This is a genomic window from Longimicrobiales bacterium, from assembly GCA_028823235.1.
In the GTDB taxonomy this organism is placed as follows: domain Bacteria; phylum Gemmatimonadota; class Gemmatimonadetes; order Longimicrobiales; family Gaopeijiaceae; genus UBA2589.
Genome location: JAPKBW010000019.1, coordinates 1 through 23,009, shown reverse-complemented (window position 1 = coordinate 23,009; position 23,009 = coordinate 1). Strand labels below are relative to the sequence as shown.

General features: G+C 61.2%; 19 protein-coding genes. All 19 read right to left on the bottom strand.

Annotated features, from left to right (window positions below):
- The 19 genes from OSA81_10860 to OSA81_10770 all read right to left on the bottom strand — a co-directional run bounded on the left by OSA81_10860 (position 1) and on the right by OSA81_10770 (position 22,894).
- Positions 1-1,308: a TolC family protein gene (locus OSA81_10860; GenBank protein ID MDE0899509.1), complete on the bottom strand. Its 1,308-nt coding sequence runs from the start codon at positions 1,306-1,308 to the stop codon at positions 1-3.
- A gap of 22 nt (positions 1,309-1,330) precedes the next feature.
- The gene (locus OSA81_10855; protein MDE0899508.1) at positions 1,331-1,768 is read right to left on the bottom strand and encodes a hypothetical protein; all 438 of its coding nucleotides are present in this window, start codon (positions 1,766-1,768) and stop codon (positions 1,331-1,333) included.
- 2 nt (positions 1,769-1,770) lie between these two features.
- Positions 1,771-2,184 (bottom strand): hypothetical protein, encoded by a 414-nt coding sequence (locus OSA81_10850; protein MDE0899507.1) that lies wholly within the window; start codon positions 2,182-2,184, stop codon positions 1,771-1,773.
- 661 nt (positions 2,185-2,845) lie between these two features.
- The gene (locus OSA81_10845) at positions 2,846-3,274 is read right to left on the bottom strand and encodes a hypothetical protein (GenBank protein ID MDE0899506.1); all 429 of its coding nucleotides are present in this window, start codon (positions 3,272-3,274) and stop codon (positions 2,846-2,848) included.
- A 401-nt stretch (positions 3,275-3,675) separates the two neighbouring features.
- Complete coding sequence (locus OSA81_10840) at positions 3,676-4,275, bottom strand: HNH endonuclease (protein MDE0899505.1); 600 nt, start codon at positions 4,273-4,275, stop codon at positions 3,676-3,678.
- A 97-nt stretch (positions 4,276-4,372) separates the two neighbouring features.
- On the bottom strand, positions 4,373-6,877 hold the full coding sequence (gene priA / locus OSA81_10835; GenBank protein MDE0899504.1) for a primosomal protein N': 2,505 nt from the start codon (positions 6,875-6,877) through the stop codon (positions 4,373-4,375).
- A 20-nt stretch (positions 6,878-6,897) separates the two neighbouring features.
- Positions 6,898-8,091, bottom strand: a complete 1,194-nt coding sequence (locus OSA81_10830; GenBank protein ID MDE0899503.1) for a M24 family metallopeptidase — start codon at positions 8,089-8,091, stop codon at positions 6,898-6,900.
- The gene (locus OSA81_10825) at positions 8,084-9,100 is read right to left on the bottom strand and encodes a methyltransferase domain-containing protein (GenBank protein ID MDE0899502.1); all 1,017 of its coding nucleotides are present in this window, start codon (positions 9,098-9,100) and stop codon (positions 8,084-8,086) included. The genes OSA81_10830 and OSA81_10825 overlap by 8 nt, the downstream gene beginning before the upstream one ends.
- 25 nt (positions 9,101-9,125) lie before the next feature.
- Complete coding sequence (locus OSA81_10820; GenBank protein ID MDE0899501.1) at positions 9,126-10,133, bottom strand: histone deacetylase; 1,008 nt, start codon at positions 10,131-10,133, stop codon at positions 9,126-9,128.
- 50 nt (positions 10,134-10,183) lie between these two features.
- On the bottom strand, positions 10,184-13,426 hold the full coding sequence (carB, locus tag OSA81_10815; protein ID MDE0899500.1) for a carbamoyl-phosphate synthase large subunit: 3,243 nt from the start codon (positions 13,424-13,426) through the stop codon (positions 10,184-10,186).
- 313 nt (positions 13,427-13,739) lie between these two features.
- Entirely contained in the window at positions 13,740-14,129 is a 390-nt protein-coding gene (locus OSA81_10810; protein MDE0899499.1) for a hypothetical protein, read from the bottom strand.
- Entirely contained in the window at positions 14,129-16,630 is a 2,502-nt protein-coding gene (locus OSA81_10805) for a M6 family metalloprotease domain-containing protein (GenBank protein ID MDE0899498.1), read from the bottom strand. The genes OSA81_10810 and OSA81_10805 overlap by 1 nt, the downstream gene beginning before the upstream one ends.
- A 59-nt stretch (positions 16,631-16,689) precedes the next feature.
- Positions 16,690-17,259, bottom strand: a complete 570-nt coding sequence (locus tag OSA81_10800; GenBank protein ID MDE0899497.1) for an HD domain-containing protein — start codon at positions 17,257-17,259, stop codon at positions 16,690-16,692.
- A 77-nt stretch (positions 17,260-17,336) separates the two neighbouring features.
- Complete coding sequence (nth, locus tag OSA81_10795; GenBank protein ID MDE0899496.1) at positions 17,337-17,987, bottom strand: endonuclease III; 651 nt, start codon at positions 17,985-17,987, stop codon at positions 17,337-17,339.
- A 13-nt stretch (positions 17,988-18,000) separates the two neighbouring features.
- Positions 18,001-18,804, bottom strand: coding sequence for a hypothetical protein (locus OSA81_10790; GenBank protein ID MDE0899495.1), 804 nt, complete (start codon positions 18,802-18,804; stop codon positions 18,001-18,003).
- An 8-nt stretch (positions 18,805-18,812) separates the two neighbouring features.
- Complete coding sequence (locus OSA81_10785) at positions 18,813-19,547, bottom strand: metallopeptidase family protein (GenBank protein ID MDE0899494.1); 735 nt, start codon at positions 19,545-19,547, stop codon at positions 18,813-18,815.
- Between the two features lie 50 nt (positions 19,548-19,597).
- Complete coding sequence (locus OSA81_10780) at positions 19,598-21,064, bottom strand: sodium-dependent transporter (GenBank protein MDE0899493.1); 1,467 nt, start codon at positions 21,062-21,064, stop codon at positions 19,598-19,600.
- Between the two features lie 70 nt (positions 21,065-21,134).
- Positions 21,135-21,578, bottom strand: a complete 444-nt coding sequence (locus tag OSA81_10775; protein MDE0899492.1) for a YtoQ family protein — start codon at positions 21,576-21,578, stop codon at positions 21,135-21,137.
- The gene (locus OSA81_10770; protein MDE0899491.1) at positions 21,578-22,894 is read right to left on the bottom strand and encodes a glycine--tRNA ligase; all 1,317 of its coding nucleotides are present in this window, start codon (positions 22,892-22,894) and stop codon (positions 21,578-21,580) included. Before OSA81_10770 ends, OSA81_10775 begins: the two co-directional genes overlap by 1 nt.
- Positions 22,895-23,009 lie beyond the last annotated feature (115 nt).

Here is a 23,009-nt window from a genome sequence, read left to right as displayed (position 1 = left end):
TCACAATTCCCTCCCCAGAATCGCCTCGAGCTCAGCTCGGGCCAGGATGTAGTCATACCTCGTGGTGATCACGTCCACGTCCGACTGCGTCACGGCGTTCTGACTCACGAGGATGTCGAGAATCGTCGCTGCTCCGACCGCATAACGCTCGCGGACGACACGGAGATCCTCTGCTGCTACCAATGCGGCGCCTTCTGCAATTACAATCGCCTGTTCAGCCGTCAGAAGATTCTGAAGCGCAGCATCTGCTTCTTCCCGTGCAGCAAGCCGCGCGTCGTTCTCCCGAAGCGACGTCACTCTCTGTACGTACTGAGCCCGATCGATACTTGTTTCACGCTGGAAGCCGTTGAATATCGGGTAGCTCATGCTGAGCGACATGTTCCAGCTGGTGTTGCCACCGCTGAACGACACGGTCTGGTTCGACCAGTTGTACCCCGATGACATGCGAAGACTGGGGATATACACCGTCTTGGCCGACGACACGTTGGCTCCGGCCGCAACCGTGGCCTCCTTAGCCGCAATCACTCGGGGGGAGACCGATTCGGCAAGCCGCATGATCTCGTCTTCAGTCAATGGAAGCTGTGTCGGATCAAGATCCCCGGGACGCAGTGGCAGGACGGGCTCCGCCATCCCAATCTGTCGACCGAGTGCAAAGCGAGCCGCCCTGACCGATGTCTGCCCCTGAAGCACCGCCTGCTCAGCGTTCATGACGTCGAGACGCGCACGCAGGGAGTCAGATACGGTGGCCTCGCCAACAAGCGTCCGTGTGCGGACGATGGCCATGTTCTGTTCCGCCTGCGCGACCCGCTCAACCAGAACCTCTAACAGGTCAGCCTGCCGCAGGGCGTTGAAAAACGCATTTTTTGTCTGGAGTGTGACCAAAAAGCGGGAGTCCGCATATCGAGCTTCCGCGGCACGGACATCTGCCTTGGCCGCATCGTACTCACGGAATCGCCGCGTGCCCTCAAATACGGTCCAGCTGCCTGAGAACCCGGCTCCGTAGGAATCGGAGCTTCCGGACTCAAGCACGCCGGTCGCGTCGTTGAAGGTCTGCGCACTGCGTAAAGACCCGGAGCCACTCGCGCTCAGCGATGGTAGAAACGTCGCCCACGTGGTCTTCCGCGTCAGATACGCGTTGTCGACTGATTGCTGCTGCTGCGCCATGACCGGACTGCGAATGAGTGCCCGATCGAGGGCCTCGTCGAGTGAGATGCTCTGCTGGGCACCGACAGCTTCCGGTAAGGCGAAGGCGCTGCACACCAAGGCACAGGCCAATGGGAGGGAATATCCTCTTACCACATTCTTCATGTCAGGTTGGATTCCGGTGGTCCTAGTTCTCTCGAACGGCGTCGGATCTACCGTAGCGCTCATCGAGCAACCGCTGGTATTGCGAAGCCTGGTCCGGAGACAGCACACCCTTGATGGCCTCACGCGTGGAGTGAACGATCTCCGCAAAGTCTTCTTGGTACTGGGTGCGGGTCTCTTCGTTCTGTTCCGCTAATGCGTTTGTCCGGGTGCGATGCTCCGCCACTATAGAGTCGATGCGCACGAGCTGCGCTTCGTTAGGACCGACCAGCGTGTATTGCGGAGGACGGGGATCCGCCGTCTCCTCAGCAGTGGCTTCCCCCGCAACTGCGGAAGATTCCACCCCGTCGTGCGTCTCCTCATCGAGATCGCTGTCCGCCGCGAAGCCGAGCAGCACGCCGGCGCCGAATACCGCAACCAAAACCAGCACGGTCACGAACCGAGTCCATGCGCTGTGTCCCATGATTAGAAGCCGTCCGAGGCAAACATCACAACGCCTTCCGCGCCGTTGTCGAACAAGAGCGTTGCCACAGTCTCACTGGAGACTTCGGAGACCAGTAATTCCTCGACCCCGACATGCCTCGCGCTGGGAGCGTCTCCCGCCTGTAACAACATGATCCCGGCAATGGCCGCCGCGAGGAGTGCCGTCGGGACTACCGTCCGAGACCAAGAGGTCAAGACGTCGGAGACCGTCAACTCCGCCATCACACGGCGGCGCGCCAGCTCACCAGCCGCGCCAGTCATGACCCAGCCACGAAATAGTAACCAGTAGTTCGGGTCCTTAGTCGCGGGATCCAATGAAGCCAAGGCTTCCGCGAGGACCATGTCGCGGCCGAGTTCGGCAGGCGAGCCGCTTGAGCGATCGAATGTTCTATTCATTGCACTTTCCTCAGTACTTCAGGCACACCGGGCATCTCTTTCAACGCCAGCCTAAGCGTTTTTCTTGCGAAGTGAAGGTGAGACCGGACAGTCCCAGCTGGGAGCTCCAGCCTATCCGCGATCTCCCTATGTTTCCAACCTTCCAAGTCATGTAAAAGTACGATCTGTCGCTGCACTTCCGGCAGGCCAGCCAAAGCCTGTTCCAGAAGGTCTCTCAATTCTCTCGTCTCCGCGATTCGATCCGGCATCGGCGCCCAGGAACGAGCGCCTGGCGGAACCTGATCGGTCTCCCGTAGCGATTCTCTCCGAATGAGATTTTTCGACCGATTTCTCACTATGGTCATCAACCATCCCCCGAAACGATCGGGACTCCGGCATTCGTCGAGACGACGCAGTGCGACCAAAAAGGCTTCCTGAGCCGCATCCTCGGCATCTTCATGCCGTCCTGTGACCGACACAGCGACTGCATATACAGCACGCTGATACCGCTCCACCAAGAGACCAAAGGCGATTTCATCACCCTTCCGCGCTCTGAGAACCAGTTCCCCATCTGTCGAGGGCTCGGACAACTTATTTGACACCGTGTTGCGGTACCGTGTTGAGGGGACCCAGCTGCGATCCACCGGTCGCGGATCGGATTTCGAAAGTCTGACCGACAAATCTACCTGCGGCGGGGCTTGCCCGCACTACTTTTTCCACCACGCTTTCGCGGTTCAGGGTCGCGCGAGCGGTCCGGTCGCACTGTCGGCGGCCCGGCCACGCTGAGTGCATGCTCCAAAGTGGATCTCGAGAGTCCAGACATCGTGTGGCCAACGGTAAGAGTCTCGAGCGCGTGCGGGCCATCTTCTTCACCGGACTTCCAGAAGCCAAGGAGCAGGAGCGGAGCCGAGGATCCACGCGACCCCCCGGAACTGCCAAGCACCCGGATCACCCAATCCTGCCCGTCAGCCTCGGTATGCTCGGTTTCGTCCGGGGTCTCCGGTGGCTCCACCAGGGCATCCGTCGCAGTCATCTCACGTGCCGAAGTCAGCGGAGCGCCTGCCGCCCGATCCATTTGCGAGAGAACGGGATCGGTGGAATTAGGGGTCATACCCTCCTTCCCCTCGACGATAACAGCTGGCTTCGCCCGGGCCGGAATCGGTGCCGGCGGCCGCTGGGAGTATTCTGGGCACTCGGGTAATTCAGCCATGAGGTCGGAAGGTTGCAGGCCGGACTGGACTCACCTAACTACCTTCGATTCCCTGCGCATGCCAGTGCGAGGCTCCATCATCAGGAGGTTGTGGTCGTCAAAACCCACGCCGACGCATCCTTTGACATGCAGGGAATTTCGAATTTTCCTATGCACTGCAGTGATTCCTAGCGTAGCACGCCGACCAGCCGGGCTTCACGTACTAAGCGGTTCAGGACCCGGTCCACGGGTGAATGATCTGTTGGAACAGAGTACACGCATAAGGGAACCATACGCGGGTACTCGCAGATCTGTGAGCGTCTTTATGCTTGGCTAGAAGACTGGGGCGGGCTCTCCGAGTCGAGCCAAGAGGAGTCAAGGTCCACTGCATCGAGCGCATCCTGGCCATAGAACATCTGGATGTACTTCGACTGCGTGTTGGTGACCCGGCGGACGACCCACACCAAGTGTACGTAATTTGGCTCAGTTGGCTCCGAGCGCAGGTGCAATCCAACCTCGCGCGGCAGCCGGTCTGCTTTCCGGTTGTTACAGGATGAGCAGCTGGTCACGACGTTGTCCCACCGATTCTCACCGCCCCGTGAGACCGGTACGATGTGATCTCGGGTCAGAACCTGCCGGCCGCGCAGGTCGCTCCGATGCCGGCCACAGTACTGGCAAGTGTACTCATCGCGGGCAAAGAGGAATGTGTTCGTGACCTGACGCCTGAACCGGTACGGGACGTGCACATAGCGGACGAGCCGAATCACGGACGGACAAGGAACGGAGCGTCGCGCCGACCGGTAAGTACGAAGTTCTTCCTGCTCTAGGATCTCAGCCTTCCCGTCGAGCACGAGGCGAACCGCACGCCTGGTCGGGACGATCGTCAACGGCTCAAATGATGCGTTCAGTGCAAGGCAGCCCAAGCTCCCCCTCCTCACCTTCGCCAGTCATCAACCCTAGTTGACGAAGCTACGGTGCGGACGGAGCGCTCTCAATCCCTCGCATCGCCCGGGTGGAGCACTACAGAACCGCCACGGGATCCCGGTCCAGGGACAACCTGACGTCTCCGGACGGTAGCCGGTGATACTCGGCCAGAGCCCGAGCCGCGTGCCCAAGTGCCGCCGGGGAGCTCCCACGGAGCAGGAAGTGCCACCGCCAGCGGCCATGCAGTCGCTCGATCGGGGCGGGAGCCGGGCCAACGATCTCGACCTGACCTGCCGCTTGGCTGGCCTCACCAGACGACGCGACCTGTCCCGTCAGCCCTCGGCGCATCCACCCGGCCGCACCCTCGGCCGCGCTCGCCGCCAGAAGTTGGTCGGGACTGCTGATGACCACATTGATGACTCGCACGTGCGGCGGATAGCTCGGGTGCGCGCGCTCTGAGAGTTCGCGCTTCGCGAACGTCTCGAGGTCATGCGTGACCGCGGCCCGAATCGCGTAGTGATCAGGCAGCGACGTCTGAATCAAGACCTCGCCTCCAAGCGAGCTCCTACCTGCTCGGCCTGCCACCTGACTGAGGAGTTGGAAGGTGCGCTCGCTCGCCCTGAAGTCGGGGAGATTCATCCCGACGTCCGCGTTGACGACGCCCACCAGTGTGACCCGCGGGAAGTCGAGTCCTTTCGCGATCATCTGTGTGCCGAGGAGAATGTCGACTTCGAGCCGCTCAACCCGCTCCAGAATACGCTGGTGGGCCCACTTGCCCGACGTCGTGTCGACATCCATTCGGGCGATACGCGCGGTCGGGAAGGTCTCGGTGGCGATTCGCTCGACCTGTTCCGTACCGAGACCGCGAAATGACAGGTCATCGGACCCGCAACGTGGGCAACGACTCGGCGCCGCGGCCTCAAAGCGACAGTGATGACACACGATCCGTTGCGTGACCTTGTGGTAGGTGAGCGAGATAGAGCAGTTCTCGCACTGCTCGACCTCACCGCACTCCCGGCACTGAACGAATGCCGAGTAACCCCTTCGGTTGAGCAGAAGTATGACCTGCTCTTCCTTACGGAGCCTCTCGTCCACGGCCTCCACCAGCTCTTTGGACAGCACGCCGGCCCCACGCTCCGATCGCCGGCCCTTCACCTGACCTCTGGAATCCCCTCCTCCTCGCTTCTTCCGCTCCGTGCGCAGATCGACAAGCCGGACCTCAGGCAGGCTCCCTCCACCGGCGCGTTCCGGCAGGAGCAATCTCCCAAACTTTCCGGTGTTCGCGTTATGCCATGTTTCGAGTGACGGGGTGGCACTCCCGAGAACGCAGATCGCCCCGTGAGCGTGGGCACGAACGACAGCAAGATCGCGCGCGTGGTACCGCGGAGCGTCCGACTGCTTATAGCTCCCGTCATGCTCCTCATCAACGACGATCGCACCGATGTTCTCCAGGGGCGCAAACAAGGCTGAACGCGCTCCCACAGCGATCCGACGCTCGCCTCGTCGAAGGCGGCGCCAGGCATCGTATCGTTCGCCGTCGGAGAGTCCCGAGTGAAGCACAGCAACTTCGTCGCCGAAGTGTGAGCGAAAACGGGTCACCGTCTGCGGGGTGAGAGAGATCTCGGGCACGAGCACGATGGCCGTGCGCCCCTGAGCCAACACTTTGCGCAGCAGCTCGATGTACACGAGCGTCTTGCCCGAGCCCGTGATGCCCTGCAGGAGAAAAGGCCTAGGCTTTTCGACACCGAGAGCCGATGTCAGTTCGTCGAGCGCAACGCGTTGGTGATCGGTGAGGGTGAAGTTGGGCGGCGGCACCACTGGGGTATTGGAGAAAGGATCCCGGTACTCCTCCTCGTCCGTCACGGACACGAGCCCTTTCTCCTCAAGTCCTGTGATCACGGGCCGACTGAAGCCCTCGGTGCCCGTCAGGCGAGATAGTTCGGCTGCACCTCCGCCGGCCTCTAGGTATTCGTAGGCCTCTCTCTGCCGACCCGCTCGACCAAACGCCTCTTCGCGCTCCGCGAGGGTCTCAAGATGCCGGACCAACGTCACAGTCCGGCGGGTCTTCACCGAAGGCGGCGGCGGGGCTACGGTCTCGTGGTGTAGAAGGCCCCGAGCAGTCAGTGATCGGATTTCAGGCCAGACGGAGCCCATGCCCAAGGCCTTTCGCATCGATTTGACCCGCTGCGGACCGTCCTTCGTCGAGAGCCAGTCAAGGAGCTTTGTTTCCCGCCCGCGAAGCCCTTTGCTAGGGCCCGGCTGGAGCGTCACCATGTCGCGGGACACATCCGACAACACAGCGGGAAGAGCTGATTTCAGAACGATGCCCAGCGGGGCGACGTAGTACGACGCGATCCATCGACAAAGCTCGAGGAGATCGGGCGGAACGGTCGGAGTCTCGTCGAGGACCGCCAAGACAGGCTTGATACGATCAATCATTGCATCACTACCCGGTCCGACCACCCACCCGATGCGTTCCTCTTGGCGGAACGGCACGAGTACACGCGTCCCCACCGGGGGAGCTACTCCATCGACCCGATAGGTAAAGGTCCTATAAATAGGAAGCGGAAGCGCGACGTCGACTCGAACAGACGACCGCACCTTTTCAGGACCAGCGTGGTTCAATCGTCCAGTAGCAAGAAGATTTCGGTCTGATACTCTAGGGGTGTGACCTCTGGGCCCTCAACGCCCCAATGGACGTTGATCTCACTTCTCACACCGATATCATCGGTGATGTAGATCCCGGGCTCGATCGAGAATGCCACGCCAGGCAGGAGGCGTCTGTCATCTCGGCTCTCTAGATTGTCCAAGTTCGGACCACTGCCGTGCAGGTCGGTGTCGATGGAGTGGCCCGTACGGTGGACAAAATACTCGCCATATCCGCGCTCGGTGATGACCGCTCTCGAGACGTCGTCCACCTCGAAGCCCTTGACCTCCTCGCCGGCATCGGACCGCTCCTGCAAGAACGTCACGGCAGCGTCACGTGCATCACGGACCGCTTCCCAGATCTCCTGAGTCCGGGTGTCGACCGACGATGCCATGATGCCCATCCACGTCTGATCTGCCGCTACAGAACCTTCGAAGGACCCCCAGAGGTCGATCAGAAGAAGGTCCCCACGCTTGATCGTCTCCCCATCACCAATCGGAGCGTAGTGAGAATCCGAGGCGCGTGGCCCGATCGCGACGATGCACGACACCTGATCGACCAGCCCCGCAGCATTGAGCTCCAAAACGATCCACTCCGACACCGCACCTTCCGTCATCGGTGCGGCCGCGCGAATGGCATCTGCGGCAAAGTCAAAGGCACGTCGAGCGACGTCCTTTACGATTTCAGAAGCTTGCCGGTGATCGTCGAGTTGCTTGTCGGAAAGGACAGAGTGGAACTGCGAGATCAGATCACCTGAACTCGAGATCTCGACCCCGTGCCCGAGCAGGACACCCGCGATTCCGGCAGGCACGTAGTCGAGCGTAGGCACCGCTGCACCTGGCGACACCTCCATGGCCAGTCGTGCTCGACCCTCGACCAGTTCCGCGATTTGCTCCTCCATGTCCCTCCAGCCGGAGTAGCTCTTTCGACCGAAGGGCCAGTGCCGCCAGGACGAGGCTTCGATGGCGTGAATCATCGCCACGGGCTCCCCCTCAGCCGGAATGAGCACAAAGGCCCGGCGGGTAGTCTTGCCTAGCCCAAGCAGTGTGACGGGAATGGGATTCAAATGATGGAACTCGTACAACAACCAGCCATCAAGCCCCTGATCGCAAAGCGCGGCTTGGACCCGCTCAACACCTTCCTGTGTGCACAACAATGCGTCACTCATCGGTTTCTCCCTGCGGTTCACCTTGGAAGAGCGGGAGACCGTGCGTATCGGCCATTTCACTCTCTTCGTTTTCTGATTGACTGGAGTCGAGATCTGCTGGATGCGGGAGCGTTGCGACGGATTCTGGACTTTCCACAGTATCGGAAGTCTCACTGTCGCTGACCTCGGCACTCGATTCCGCCACCCGCCCACCCTCCTTCCGACCGCGCAGCAGGTCCAGCCCGAGAATTCTCTCACTCGTGAGGAGTTTGTGGACTTCGTTCCCTCGAGCAATCGCCGAGCTCACACCCCTCCAGCCCCACCGACGCCAGACCCGACGGAGAATGCCGATGCGCTCACCAAGCGAGAACATCTCGGCTAAATCCGAAAAGGGTTTCACTACGGCCGGCCGAAAGGCGGTCTCATCGTCCGACCAGTCCTCTACGTGCACTTCGCCGACGCCACACTCCTTCAAAAGTCGCTTCCACTCCACAACCATGAGCGGTCGGGCCCCGAGGTGCGCTGCTAACACCTCGCGGCGACTCGCGTCTACGGGTGCTTTCCAGACCAGCTGAACCAGCACGACGAAACCACCGGGCTTCGTTACCCGTACGAGCTCGCGAATCGCATCGGCCGGCTCACAATGGTTGGAGAAGCCGATCTCGCCGATTGTGGTGTTGAAAATGCCGTCGCGGTAGGGCAAGGCATCGGACCGTCCGGACTGAAACTGCATCCGCTGGCCCTGCTGAAGCTCACGACTCCACCATTCAGCTTCCGAGACCATCTCGGGGTTGACGTCCACGCCAGAGGCCGTGACACCAAACTCAGTGGCGAAATATTCGAGTGGAACGCCCTTCCCCGCAGCGACGTCGAGGACTTCAACCCCCGGCGCCATCTCAGTGAGAACTGCGATCTGCCTGTACAGATCGACACCGCCCGGAGGAAAGAGCCGCTTGGGACTCATCCGGACGAGGTCGAGCATGGACGGGACTGAGGGTGCGTACACCTCGGTGTCTTCGGCGGATGACATGGGGGAGAAAGGTACCTGCGCCCGCCTACGGGGCAACGCGCGTAGCGTCGCTACCGCTGACCGGTCCTTCTAGGCTGGCCAGCGCACGAATGACGGCAACCGTGCCGTGGCCAAGACGTGACGGGTCGTACCCACCCTCCAGGAGCGCCACCACCCGCCCACCACAGGTAGCGGCCGCCCTGTCCATAATGAAACGGGTCATGCCGTGGAGGTGCTCCGGCTCCAGCAGGAACTCCCCGAGCGGGTCTCCTGCCATGCAATCAAATCCCGCGGAGACCAGCACAAAATCTGGCTGGAAGCGCTCGAGAGCGGTCTGGATCGCCGCCTCGAAGTGCTTGAGATAGACATCTGCGCTCGTGCCCGCAGGGAGAGGCACATTCAGGGTCGTGCCCACGCCTGGCCCCTCGCCCGTCTCATGCACCGCGCCGGATCCGGGATAGTGCGGCCACTGGTGCAACGACAGAAAAAACACGGTCGGATCGGAATAGAACGTGTCCTGAGTGCCGTTTCCGTGGTGGACATCCCAGTCGACGATGAGCACCCGCTCGGCAAGTCCTGCGGCCTGCAGGAAGCGGGCCGCCACGGCCACGTTGTTGAACAGACAGAAGCCCATCGCCTGATCTGGCGTGGCATGGTGCCCCGGCGGCCGTGTGGCAACAAACGCATTCGCCAGCTCGCCGCGCGCCACGGCAGCGACCGCAACGATCGCAGTCCCAGCACTGCCGAGAGCAGCTTCCCACGACGCGGAAGACACTTTCGTATCGGGATCGATTGCCGCGATGCTGCCCGAGGCCGAAGCCTGATCGCACGCAGCCCGCACGTTGGCGATCTGAGACTCGGAATGAACACGGCCGATATCGACGAGTGACGCATCGGCAGGGGCCATCTGCTCTACATGACCGTGGAGCGTCAGCAAGTCCCTTCCCACGGTCGAAGCCAGTGCGCGCAGGCGGCCCTGATGCTCAGGATGCCCCCAGCCTGTGTCATGCAGCGGCGAGGCATGGTGCAAAAAGAAGCCGGTCCGATCAGTCATGCTGGTCCTGCCCTGGGTTCAGCGTCGGCGCGGTTGTGTGCTGCGCAGTCCTAGGCTGCGCCGACAGGCGTCTGGAGGGAGGCGATACGTTCCTGGATCGACAGAACCTCGCGGCGTCGGGACTTCAGAGCGATCAGTGCATCACAGGCCGCCGACGTCGCCGACATCGTGGTTAGATAGGGGACACTGTGGGTGATCGCAGCCCGTCGCATGGCGTAATCGTCGTACTGCGACTTCTTGCCGAGCGGCGTGTTGATGAGCAGCGCGATATCACCCGTCACGATGTGGTCGACGATGTTCGGACGCCCCTCGCCGACCTTGTAAACCATTTCGGCAGGTACGCCGAGGCGGCTCAAATACGCCTGTGTGCCTTTGGTCGCCATCAACTCGAATCCGAGGTCCCGCAGGCGCCGCAGCATGGGCGTCACCGTCTCGCGATCACGCTCGTTCACCGTGACGATAACCTTGCCGGCCTCCGGAAGATCGTTGCCCGCGGATACCTGCGCCTTTGCGAATGCCATCCCGAAGGAGTCATCAAAACCCATGACCTCACCGGTAGATCTCATCTCGGGACCCAGAAGGACATCGACGTCAAACCGGTTGAACGGGAAGGCCGCTTCCTTCACCGCGACCCCGGGCACCGGCGGCTCCTCTGGGACGTCGAGATCAGCAAGTCGCTCTCCGGCCATGATTCGCGATGCGATACGGGCCAGCGGGTAGCCTGTAGCCTTGCTGACGAACGGTATCGTTCTGGAGGCTCGCGGATTCACCTCAAGCACGTAGACCACCCCGTCTCGGATGGCATACTGCACGTTCATGAGTCCAATGACTCCGAGTTCGAGCGCGAACTTGCGGGTCAGAGCACGGATCTCCTCGAGCGAATCGCCGGACAAGGCGTACGGAGGGATAACACAGGCCGAGTCGCCCGAGTGAACTCCTGCGTCCTCGATATGCTGCATGATTCCGCCGATCACTACGTCGGTGCCGTCGCAAAGCGCATCGACATCTGCCTCGAACGCGTCTTCGAGGAATCGATCGATCAGCACCGGGTGGTCCGGAGACGCCTTTACGGCCTCCTCGAAGTACTGCTTGAGCGAGGGTTCGTCGTAGATGATCCGCATGGCACGGCCGCCGAGGACATAGCTTGGGCGGACCAGAACCGGGAACCCAATCTTTTCAGCCACGGCAATGGCTTCCTCTTCGCTCGTTGCCATGCCGTTGTCTGGTGTACGAGCCCCAATGATCCGACAGACTTCATCGAAGCGGTCTCGATCCTCTGCGCGATCGATCGCGTCGACTGGAGTGCCCAGTACGGGGGCACCGAAGGCCTCAAGGCCCTCCGCCAGTTTGAGCGGCGTCTGTCCGCCAAGCTGGACGATGACGCCCTTGGGCTGCTCGAGATGGAGGATCTCTAAGACATCCTCGAGCGTGAGCGGTTCGAAGTAGAGCTTGTCGCTGACGTCGAAGTCCGTGGAAACAGTTTCAGGGTTGGAGTTGATCATGATGGTTTCGTACCCTGCCTCCTTCAACGCGAGGACCGCCTGGACACAGCAGTAGTCGAACTCGATGCCCTGCCCGATGCGGTTCGGCCCGCTGCCGAGGATCACGATCTTGTCCCGTTCCGACCGCACACTCTCAGTCTCGTCTTCGTACGACGAGTAGTAGTAGGTCGTCTCCGCAGGGAACTCTCCGGCACACGTGTCGACGACGTTGAACGTGGCTCGAATACCCACGTCCCAGCGCCGCTCGCGCACCGCGACTTCGTCTTCGTTGCGCAGTTCGGCAAGCTGCAGGTCACTGAATCCCTCGCGCTTCATCGCCCGGAGGAAGTCGGTGCTGACCTCGTCTGCCCCGGAGTAACGCCCTTCCCACTCCAGGATCTGCTGGAGCTGGTCCAGAAACCATCGATCGATTTTCGTCGCCTCGAAAATCTCTTCAACGCCGAGCCCAGCCTCAAAGGCTCGCTTCAACTGATATGGCCTCTCAGCAGTCGGGCGTCGTAGCGAAGAGACCAACGTCGAGACCTCACCATTCGCGAGTCCGTCGTCCTCCAAAGTCTTACCGGTGACCCAGCCATGCCTTCCGGTCTCAAGTCCACGGAATCCCTTTTGCCAGGCACTCCGGAACGTACGGCCGATCGCCATGGTCTCGCCGACGGCCTTCATCTGGACACCGAGGGTGTCGTCGACTCCCGGAAATTTCTCAAACGCAAAGCGGGGCAGCTTGACGACGACATAGTCCAGCGTGGGCTCGAACGAGGCCGGTGTGGTCTCCGTGATGTCGTTCGGCAACTCGTCCAAGTGATATCCCACGGCGAGCTTCGCCCCAACCCGGGCGATCGGGAATCCCGTCGCTTTCGAAGCGAGCGCAGAAGACCGAGAGACCCTCGGGTTCATCTCCACTACGAGGAGCTCGCCATTGTCCGGGTTCACCGCGAACTGGACGTTACAGCCACCAGCCTCGACACCGATCTCGCGAATGATCGCGATCGAGGCATCACGCATGTGTTGGTACTCGACGTCGGTGAGCGTCTGAGCGGGTGCAACGGTGATCGAATCACCGGTATGTACGCCCATCGGGTCGAAGTTCTCAATCGAGCACACAATGATGACGTTGTCGTTGCCGTCGCGAACGACCTCGAGTTCGTATTCCTTCCACCCGATGACGGAGCGGTCGATGAGCACTTCGGTGATCGGAGATGCGTCGAGGCCTTTGCGGACCTGGATTTCGAATTCTTCGCGATTGTACGCGATGCCACCGCCGGTCCCGCCCATCGTGAACGACGGGCGCACGATCGCGGGATAGTGCGTCGTCTCGACGACCTCGAACGCCTCTTCGATCGTCTTGGCGAAGCCCCCGGTCGGCACCTTCAGGCCGATACGATGCATCGCCTCCGTGAATTTCTCGCGGTCCTCTGCCATCTCGATCGAGCGAGCATTGGCCCCGATCAGCTCCACGCCGTGCTTTCCGAGCACCCCGGCATGGTGTAGATCCATCGCGACATTCAGCGCGGTCTGACCGCCCATGGTCGGAAGGAGCGCATCAGGTTTCTCCCGCTCGATCACCATCTCAACCCACTCGGCCGTAATAGGCTCGATGTAGGTCCGATCCGCGAGATCCGGATCGGTCATGATGGTGGCAGGGTTCGAATTGACCAGGACGACCCGGTAGCCTTCTTCTTTCAGGGCGCGAACGGCCTGAGTACCGGAATAGTCGAACTCACAGGCCTGGCCGATGATGATCGGGCCGGACCCCAGAATGAGTATGGTCTCTAGGTCGTCGCGTCGGGGCACGGGCCTCGCAGATGCCGCGGTCGCACGGAGTAGCGGATGTTACCCATCGCTCTTGCCGGATTCTTTCCGGATCGCGGTGAGAAGCACCGTCGCGAAACCACCCCAAATGAACGTCATGACCACGATCATGGTGATCCAAGTCGATGCGGTCATGGGCGGTTCCTCCGCCTCACGGGCGGCCAAATGATCAGTTTTAAGGCACTTCTGGCGGACCGCACCACACACCCCGCAGGGTGTGAAAAACGGCCCGCGCAAGATGGTGGAACGAGGATAGGTCGGCAAGCGGTCCGACAGCCCCGATTAGACCGGAGCTTCAGCGCTCGATGGCAACTGTGGCGACGGCTGCGGACGCCGTACGATCGTTTAGGAGAGAGGCTTGGAGTACAGTGATGATCGGCCCCTCCATCGCTCGGTCCTCGACGAAAATTTCAAAGCCGAGATCGCCTCCAACGGGATCGATCAGAAGTACGCGGTGCGTGTTCGCGGCCCCGGGGGTCTCCGCTGCGTACACCCGGGTCGTGCCACGTCCAGAAAAGCTCTGGATACCTAGGCCCTCCACCTGGATCAGAACCCCAGCGAGTTCTTCGCCGGTCGCTCGAGCCAGCAGGCTGCCCGGGCCCTTCGGTCCCGAATCGCAGGACGCCGCCGAGACAATGAGGCCCGCGATAGCCACCACCCGAAGTCGCGATCTGAACGGTCTCATCACCACTTCCTGTTCTTCGGGCCCATCGGGATCACCAAGGTCTCTCTGTGTACCGCCGAAAAATTGGCACTAAGCGCTAACACTGGATTACCCAAAACCCAGGCGCGGAAATCGCCAAGATCGTACGCGCCGATTCCGTTGCCCTGCCGGTTGAGCAAACTGATCTGGGCGCTGTTCAGCCCCTCTCCAACGAGCAGAAATTGCTGCACCAACTGTTCAATCGGTATCAGCGGGGGCACGAGATCGAGCGTGATCACCCCGGTGGACGGTAGCCCGTTCGCATCTACGGCGTCGAAAGTGAGCGGGACCGGTCCAAGGTCGAGAGCCGCGCCCGTGATCTCCCCCACTATTGAGAGCGCCAGCCCGTCAGGGAGCGTACCATCAACCAGCGTCCACCGAATAGGGGCGGTCCCGTTCGCTACCTCGAGTTGCACCTCCAAGTGCGTCCCAGAAGGCAGTTCGAGTGTGGTCTCCGGAACGGCATATGTGAGAGCAAAGTCTGCGCCGGCAGCCAGCGGTCCTGCCATCGTGAACACAGCCGGATTCGGCTGCCCTGCCAGAGCCCCTGACCAGGAAAGAAATTCAAATCCAGTGACGGGGACGGCCTCCAGGGTTACGGCCTCACCTGGGCCAAACCAGAGGTCCTCTCCCACCGGCTTGCTCGAGAACAAGGCTGGTTCGACTCCAGCGACGCCCCCGGTCAGAGTCAGCGCCAACTCGTACTCGATACCCGAATAGTTCGCTACGTATTCCACATCGGTGACCGATGTGATGATGGTGCGTGCACGCATCGCGTCATCGTCGTCCGCCCATGACAGGAACGGCGTTCGAACCCCAGGGCCGGTAAACTCACCCGATGCCGCCTCGATCGCGTGCTCAACGAACGGAGACGAGAGAAAGGTCGTCGCCGGGGGGCTAACCGGGACTCCGTTCACCGTGAACAGATCGTCGCTGCTCGCAGCGCCATCGGCACGAACCGTCACCTCGGAAAAGCCCGTCACCACGTGAAGGCTGATCTGGTCACCAGCGGGAACGATGTCGAACAGCGTGAAGCCGGTCTCAGCCCCCGGCCAGGACAGCGCACTCGGCGTCGTGATCGAATGGAACGCTCGATTCCCGGACTGTCCTGGGAACGGATCCCCGGCGTCGCCTCGACCGGACCCCGCTTGGAGATCCCCAAGACCGTCGGCCTGACGGAGCCAGACTCCCATGTGCTCGCCGGCATTCACCCGATTCGCGGGCCACTTCGTCTCGATCAAAGCCGGATCGATCTGCCAGATGAGAAGACCTTCTGAGAAGATCTCGAGATCGTAGCCCTCACGCTGTCGATTTTCGACGAGGAAGTACTCCCCAGAGCCATCGACAGCGTCAACTCGGTACACGGTGCCACTGCCCTGCACCGGGTCCACGACCAGCGTTCCATGATCCGTGTCCGGCGCGAGGGTGATGACGTCCACCCAGCCCAGGGCAGCCTTGCTCCACGCACCCATGTGGCACGGCGTCTGAGGCGACACATTGTTGCAGCCCCACGAACCCGAGGACATCAGATCCCACGCTCCTGCGCCAGCGTGGATCAGATCAGGGTCGTAGAGATCGGGAAGGCCGAAAGCGTGACCGAGTTCATGCGTGAACACACCGATCTGGGACAGACCGCCACCTGAGCACGCGACCGCCGGCTGGACAGTGTAGTCGTTGATTCGGATCAAGCCTCCGCCGGCCGCGGGTGTCGCCGTGGTGTGCGGCATCCCGCTCGTCGCGGAGGACAGGGACCAGCGGTGCGACCAGATACGATTCTCAGATCCGCTCCCGCCACATTCACCGCCACGAGTAGGCTGCACGAGTGCGAGCAAATCGACGAATCCGTCGTCATCACCGGAGTTGGGAATCCCATCAGGGCCGTCGCTGTCGTAGAGGCCCCAGTCGACCGGAGGGATCCGGTCAAGCAGGTCAACGATAAAATTTCCGGTACCACCACCGCCCAGGGAGTCGCCAACCAGCCCGCTCTCACCCACCGTGTACGCAGTGTCTGGCCGGTCTGTCTGAACCCAGTCGAGCACGTCACCCCGAAGCGTCACCCGACCACCTGAGACCTCTTCGTAGTAGTCGGTAATCGTCTGTCCAACCGCGCCAAAATACGCCTCCTGGATGGTATCCCGGGAAAACGGAGGTTGAGATCCGGAGTTGCTGAAGAGCCCCAGCACGACCGGGATCTCGAACGTTCCCTGCACCGGACCATCGCGAGGACCGAGCGGGAGTGGGGCCCCGCGTATCGCGGCTGCACCCGCAGCCATATACGGCGCGAGCATCGCCTCGCCCACGCCTCGAGCCACCCAGGCACGCTCGAACTCGAATGCCCCCGGATCCGCAGCCCTCATTCGGCGATATCCATCGGGCACGGGCGTGCCATATCGCTCCCCCAGCATCTCGACATCCTGCGCACGCATCCCAATTGGGAGCGTCGCTAGGAGTCCGAAGGCGAGGAGGACGAGAGTGCGAGGCATGGGTGTCGGCCGAGAGAAGCGGGCGGGGTACCTACCCAGTCGTGAAAACCGCGGTTCCGCTAGCCACTGACGTCTTCTCCGCGGATCCCAAGTTCGGCAGCCGCCACTCTCAGGCCATCGATGACATTTTGAATGTGCTCCACACGATCTAATCCGAGCAGCTCGATCCCGTTCTGGACCTCGTCTCGGCTCACACCAGCTGCGAAACCCTTGTCCTTGAGCTTCTTGGTCACCGACTTCGGCTTGAGATCGTCGATTCCCGAAGGACGAACTAGGCAGGTCGCGAACACCAGTCCTGAGAGTTCGTCACAGGCGACCAAGTGCTTCTGCAGATCAGTGGTCGGATTGACGCCGGTATAGTCGGCTCGATGCGCCAGGATCGCCTGAAGAATTTCTTCGGGGTACCCGGCTTCGCGCAGATGCTCAACGGCGGTCAGTGGGTGTCGATCTGGGTACTTCTCCCAATCGAGATCGTGCAGCAATCCTGCCATCCCCCAGAGATCTTCGTCCTCGCCTCGCATGCGGGCATAGTGCCGAAGCGCCGCCTCTACCGAGTACATGTGCTTCCTGAGTCCGTCATTCTCGACCCACTCCTCGACGAGGACGACAGCGTCATTTCGGTCAGGCATAAAGTGTTCTCATCGGCCGCTCGATGGCGGCCAGGAAAAGTGTGAGATGGGACGAGTGCTCCCATGGAATGGCATGCTTACACGCGGGACGATGGGCACAGGTGGGACACGAGACAGGCCTCGCAACGTGGCTTCCTAGCATCACAGACGCGACGGCCATGCCAGATGAGAAGATGGGCCAGCATGGTCCACTGCTCCCTCGGGAACGTCCTGATGAGATCCAGCTCGATCTTTTCGGGCGTCTTTTCTTTCGTAAGGCGCATGAGCGTGGACAGACGCTTGATATGCGTATCAACGACCACACCTTCGTTGATGCTGAACGCGTTGCCCAGCACGACATTCGCAGTCTTCCGTCCGACGCCCGGCAGTGCTGACAGTTCGGCGATGGTCTGGGGGACGACTCCCCCGTGCTCCCCCATGAGCCCGCGCGCGAACCCGATGATGTTCTTCGCCTTGTTCCTGAAAAAACCGGTCGTTCGGACAATCCCCTCAACGTCCTCCTGCTGAGCGTTGGCGAGAGCCTCGGCCGTCGGGTACCGCGCGAAAAGCGGTGGGGTGACCATGTTGACCCTGACATCTGTCGTCTGAGCCGACAGAATCGTCGCAACTGCCAGTTGAAACGGGTTCCCGAACGTCAACTCACAGTGGGCATTCGGATACTCGGACTCGAGAAGGCCATAGACCTCGGCCGCTCTCTCGATTCGCGCTTTCTTCGATTCTCGGGGCATTCGCGGTCAGGCCTCAGCCGGACAAAGTGACTCTCGTATAGGGTAGAGCAGATGGCTCTGGGTCGGCATTCTGGCTCCCATCATCACCTGCGGCGACCTCCGTCGTCGGGGCACTCCGCTCGGCCGCGCCTGGGACCGCCTCCATGTACGCCCAGAACCGAGAGAGAAGTTTGAGAACTTCTCCGGAGGAGGCAACGGAATAAAGGCCGTCGATGTCGGCTCCGGGCAGATCACTCGCGAAGTCACGGCCATCACCGCGAGCGTCGAGCCCCAACCAGTCGCTCGCATCCGCCATCGGGGCCTCAGGCAGGGGAACGACACCGAGCCCCGAGCCATCCGAGCGAACCCCCGAAGCGAGAAGCGCGTGGAGCGCGCCGTCCTCGGTGGTGGTCCAGAAAACGCCGTCCACAGACTCCGGACCCTGGCCACTGTCCGTCCAGAACAGGTGCTGCGGAAGCTGCAGATAGCCGGCGGGAGTCGGGGCCGAGGCCACGCCCCCCGGCGAGCCCTCTACGAGATATCTGACCGCGTGGGTCGTCAGGAGGTAGAGAGGAAAGGACGCCTTGGTGAAGTGATACCCCTGAAAGGCCAGCGCGCCATACTGATGGGTTGCGCCGACAGGAGCGTCGGGGCCCTCGATTTCAGCGACAAACCCCGCCACCGCCCCCATCGTCACGAATGCGTGAGGGGCAGCCACGTCGGCACCGCGGCCCCTTGCTTCCTCCTCGACATCCGCGACGAGTTGATCCGCCCTAGACTGGTCCCGGAAGGCGAACTCGAACGGGGTGACCCGCGCATACGCATCATGAAGTGACATGCCGAAACCTACCCCTCTCCGTCGAGCGGTTCCGCATGGGCCTCACTCTCGGTCGCTTCTCGTCCAACCCGAACGAACAATCGCCTTAGCGACTGCCGCCACGAGCGCTTCATCACGAGCACGATCTCGAGAGTCCGGTCACCGATGTCGATGCCGTGAATCAGGACAAAGTGAACGTCAGTCCATTGAGGCGGACTGGTGAAGGCGTAGTGTCCGTCGTCCCAGTCGAACGTCATGGTCGTGAGCGCCGCTCGCTCTCCGGCTGTCCACTCTTTCTCTAGATACCAGGCGTTCTCGACCCGGTACGTCCCTGCCTCGACCTCTTCCCCGTACTGGTAGTACCACGGATCAAAGTCCTGGCCGTCAAACCGCTTGGACGTCTCGTCCATCGCGTAGTCGACGCCCTCGAGGTCGTCTTCCCGAGCAAGTGACTCAAGGTGGTGACGAAGTTCGTGGGTCAGCGTCTCCCAGATCTCGCCCTCCCAATCGAAATCCGGGTCCTCCGTCGCGACCTCGCGGAACGCCCCCCAGTAGAGAGCCAGAACGGAGCGCGTCGTCTCGGCACTGCCGAAGTCCGAAGGGTGCTCTTCAGTCAGACACTCGCCGAGCGTCCATACACCTTCGAGATCCGGATGAGACGGTGCGTCCCTTCGTACGGACAATCCGTCCACGCCCTCCCGGTAGAGCGCAGGGATTTCTTCGAAAGCGTCCTGCGCAAACAACATAAATGCGTCGAACGTCATGTCCTGTCGGCGCCTCCGGGGTAGCATGGGATGCGCCAAGACCGCCAGCGTCAGTCACCGGAGCGCAGGGAATGTCCTCGTTCGACCGCAGCGGCGAGTTTCTTGTTCAACATCAGGAACACCCCGGCGACGATCGCGAACTGAATGACGACCGAACCCACGTTGTATGGGCTGAACAGCGTCCACGTGGACTGGAAGTCCTCGCCGCGAGCCGCCCACAGGAACCAACCCGCAAGGAATACCGCCTCGAATGCGACAAGTCGGATCGCCCAGTCCCACCAGGCGCCGATATGAATGTCGGAGCCTTCCTGGTTGATGAAGGTCTCCCGCCACTTGGTGACGCCATAACGCAGCACCGCGAAGGCGAAGAAAAAGCCACTGACCATTAGTGCTACACCCCAGACCCAGTCCTGGTTCTGGAAGAACTCAAGCCGAAGCGCACTCGGAATACCGAAGAGCAGTCCGGCGGCCCCGACCATCTTGATGGCCTTTCCTCGCTCGACACCCAGATCCATGAGCAGGCGGGACGCCATCTCGATCATGGCCACCAGGCTCGTCCACGCGGCAAACACGAGCGCTAGGAAAAAGAGCGCTTGAAAGAAGCGCCCTCCGGGGATCTGCGCGAAGAGCTGTGGCACCCATATGAAGGTGAGTCCTTCGTTGCCTGACGTGGCCAGCATCGTTGTCGCTTCCGCGGCCGGCATCACGGAAAATACCGTGCAGAGAACCATGATGCCCGCGAGGAGGGACATCGCGTTGTTGCCAAATCCGATGACAAAGGCGTTGAGGGCCGTGTCTTCGTTTGCGCGCATGTAGATGGCGTACGTCAGGACCAGACCCCACCCGGCCCCCGTGTCCCAGGCGTTCTGCGTGAGCGCCTCAATCCAGATCGAGTAGTTCGTGAGGTCAGACAGCTTGGGTGTGAATAAGAACGCGAGGCCTTCTGTAGCTCCCGGCAATGTGACCGCACGAATCGCCAGAACCAGCACGAGCGCGATCAAGCTGGGAATGAGCACCTTAGCCGCCGTCTCGATGCCTCTGACTCCCTTCGAGACCACGAAGAGGGCCATGGCCATGGCGATCGCATGCGTCAAAATCGCACCGGGCGTGGAGTGAAAGCTGTCCCAGAAAGCGCTTGGCGTCGCACCCGGAACCTCGCCTGTGAGCGTCCCGACGAAGAAGCGGAGCGTCCATCCCATGACGACGCTGTAGTAGAACATGATCGCGGTGGCGACAAACGCGACCCACGCGCCCATCCACGCGAAACCCGGCCCCAGGGTCTTCACGAACGACCCGACCGCACCTTGCCGTGTCGCTTTGCCCATCCCGAACTCGAGAATGAGAAGAGGAATGGACCAGGCGATGAGGAACACCACCCACGCGACAAGAAAGGACCCCCCTCCATTGCTCGCCGCTATGCGGGGGAAGCGCCAGATATTTCCCGTCCCGACAGCCATTCCGAGCATGGCCAGGAGCATGCCCCAGCGAGAGGTAAAGACTTCGGATTTCGACGACACGAATGCACTCCGACACACGGTGAGAAAGACCCGTCACGAACACGTGACGGTGCCGGCTGAGATTATAGGCCTACTCGAAGATGTACGCGATTGCCTGTGCCGCCTGCTCCAGCGTCTCTACGGTGAGCGTCGCGAGCGCATCCATTTCCTTGAGTGCGTGCACATGCTCATCCGCACGTACCAAGACCAGCGGCAAACCACTGGCCACTGCAGCCCCAGCGTCAGACGCGGTATTCCACTGCTTGTACTTGGGACCGAAGAACGCCACGCAAAGATCGGCGCGCTGCATCAGCACTCGGGTCCGCAGTGCATTCACACGCGCGCCCATCAGGTCGCGATACATCGGTCCCGGTTGCTCACCGAGAATGTCCTCACCAACGGTGTCCGAACGGTCGTGGACCGCGTGGGGCCCCACGATCTCCACCTCGACCGCGAGCGACTCCAGATGACTACGGAGTTCCTCGCGCCATTTAGAATGAATTTCACCCGCAGCATAGACGACGATATCACCCATCAGAGTAGCCGCTCTCGAATCCAGGACACCACCTTCTCGGTCGATATCCTCACCTGCTTGAGTGAGTCACGATCACGAATCGTGACCGTCCCTTCTTCGGCGGACTCGCCATCGACGGTCACACACCAAGGCGTCCCGATTTCGTCCTGCCTGCGGTAGCGCCGTCCGATCGCACCCGCCTGATCGTAGAACGAAGGGATCGCTGCCGCCCGCAGGTCGTCGTTCAGCTTGTGGGCGATCTCCGGCATTCCATCCTTCTTCACGAGTGGGAAGACGGCGGCCTTGATCGGAGCGATCGACGGGTTGAGCGCTAGCATGACTCGCGTGTCTCCCTCGATCTCCTCCTCGCGGTATGCGTCAGCGAGTACGACGAGGGTCGTACGATCCACACCCATCGAGGTCTCGACCACGAAGGGAATGAATCGCTCATTCGTCGGCGCATCGATATACTCGAGGCGCTTGCCCGAGAACTCTTGGTGACGCGAGAGGTCGTAGTCCGTGCGGTTGTGGATGCCCTCGAATTCCTTCCAGCCGAACGGGAACTCATACTCCACGTCGTAGGCCTTCTTGCAGTAATGGGCGAGTTCGTCCGGTCCGTGCTCATGGAAGCGAAGCTTCTCTTCCCTGATACCGAGGTCGAGATGCCACTGCATGCGCGTCTCCATCCAGCGATCGAACCACTCTTCGTCGTCACCAGGCTTCACAAAGAACTGCATCTCCGCCTGCTCGAACTCACGCGTACGGAAGATGAAGTTGCCAGGCGTGATTTCGTTCCGGAAGGCTTTTCCGATCTGCGCGATCCCGAACGGGACCCTCTGCCGAGCCGCCCCCTGCACGTTCAGGAAGTTTACAAAAATTCCTTGAGCCGTTTCGGGCCTGATGTAGACCGTGGCGGACGAATCCTCGACCGGTCCCATGAAGGTCTTGAACATCAAGTTGAACAGGCGAGGCTCGGTGAACACGTCCCTGGTCCCACACGATGGACACTGGCCTTTCTCTACCTCGGGCAGGTCCGCGCGGAAGCGTCGGTGACAGTTCGTACATTCGACGAGGGGGTCAGTGAAGCTCTCGACGTGCCCCGATGCCTCCCAGACTTTCGGATGCATCAGGATGGCTGCATCGAGCCCTTCGATATCGGCCCGGCGATGCACCATGGAGGACCACCACCGGTCCTTGATGTTGCGCTTGAGCTCAACTCCGAGAGGACCATAATCCCACACTGATCCGGTTCCGCCGTAAATCTCCGAAGACTGAAATACGTATCCGCGCCTTTTGGCGAGGGAAACGAGCTTGTCCATCAGATCGGCGGTAGCCATGAAAAGCCTTGTATCTTCGGTGTTTTCCGGGTGTTCGGAGGCCGAGAAAGGTACCCTTGGCACATACGACGATCAACGGGTTCGAATCCGGTCAGGGGTCGAACCCAATCGGGGT

What these genes read in the sequence shown, in the direction of transcription:
- OSA81_10860 (MDE0899509.1), bottom strand. Translation starts at nt 1,308, where the DNA reads ATGAAGAATGTGGTAAGAGGATATTCCCTCCCATTGGCCTGTGCCTTG.
- OSA81_10855 (MDE0899508.1), bottom strand. Translation starts at nt 1,768, where the DNA reads ATGGGACACAGCGCATGGACTCGGTTCGTGACCGTGCTGGTTTTGGTT.
- OSA81_10850 (MDE0899507.1), bottom strand. Translation starts at nt 2,184, where the DNA reads ATGAATAGAACATTCGATCGCTCAAGCGGCTCGCCTGCCGAACTCGGC.
- OSA81_10845 (MDE0899506.1), bottom strand. Translation starts at nt 3,274, where the DNA reads ATGACCCCTAATTCCACCGATCCCGTTCTCTCGCAAATGGATCGGGCG.
- OSA81_10830 (MDE0899503.1), bottom strand. Translation starts at nt 8,091, where the DNA reads ATGAGTGACGCATTGTTGTGCACACAGGAAGGTGTTGAGCGGGTCCAA.
- OSA81_10825 (MDE0899502.1), bottom strand. Translation starts at nt 9,100, where the DNA reads ATGTCATCCGCCGAAGACACCGAGGTGTACGCACCCTCAGTCCCGTCC.
- OSA81_10820 (MDE0899501.1), bottom strand. Translation starts at nt 10,133, where the DNA reads ATGACTGATCGGACCGGCTTCTTTTTGCACCATGCCTCGCCGCTGCAT.
- OSA81_10810 (MDE0899499.1), bottom strand. Translation starts at nt 14,129, where the DNA reads ATGAGACCGTTCAGATCGCGACTTCGGGTGGTGGCTATCGCGGGCCTC.
- OSA81_10805 (MDE0899498.1), bottom strand. Translation starts at nt 16,630, where the DNA reads ATGCCTCGCACTCTCGTCCTCCTCGCCTTCGGACTCCTAGCGACGCTC.
- OSA81_10800 (MDE0899497.1), bottom strand. Translation starts at nt 17,259, where the DNA reads ATGCCTGACCGAAATGACGCTGTCGTCCTCGTCGAGGAGTGGGTCGAG.
- nth (MDE0899496.1), bottom strand. Translation starts at nt 17,987, where the DNA reads ATGCCCCGAGAATCGAAGAAAGCGCGAATCGAGAGAGCGGCCGAGGTC.
- OSA81_10790 (MDE0899495.1), bottom strand. Translation starts at nt 18,804, where the DNA reads ATGTCACTTCATGATGCGTATGCGCGGGTCACCCCGTTCGAGTTCGCC.
- OSA81_10785 (MDE0899494.1), bottom strand. Translation starts at nt 19,547, where the DNA reads ATGACGTTCGACGCATTTATGTTGTTTGCGCAGGACGCTTTCGAAGAA.
- OSA81_10775 (MDE0899492.1), bottom strand. Translation starts at nt 21,578, where the DNA reads ATGGGTGATATCGTCGTCTATGCTGCGGGTGAAATTCATTCTAAATGG.
- OSA81_10770 (MDE0899491.1), bottom strand. Translation starts at nt 22,894, where the DNA reads ATGGCTACCGCCGATCTGATGGACAAGCTCGTTTCCCTCGCCAAAAGG.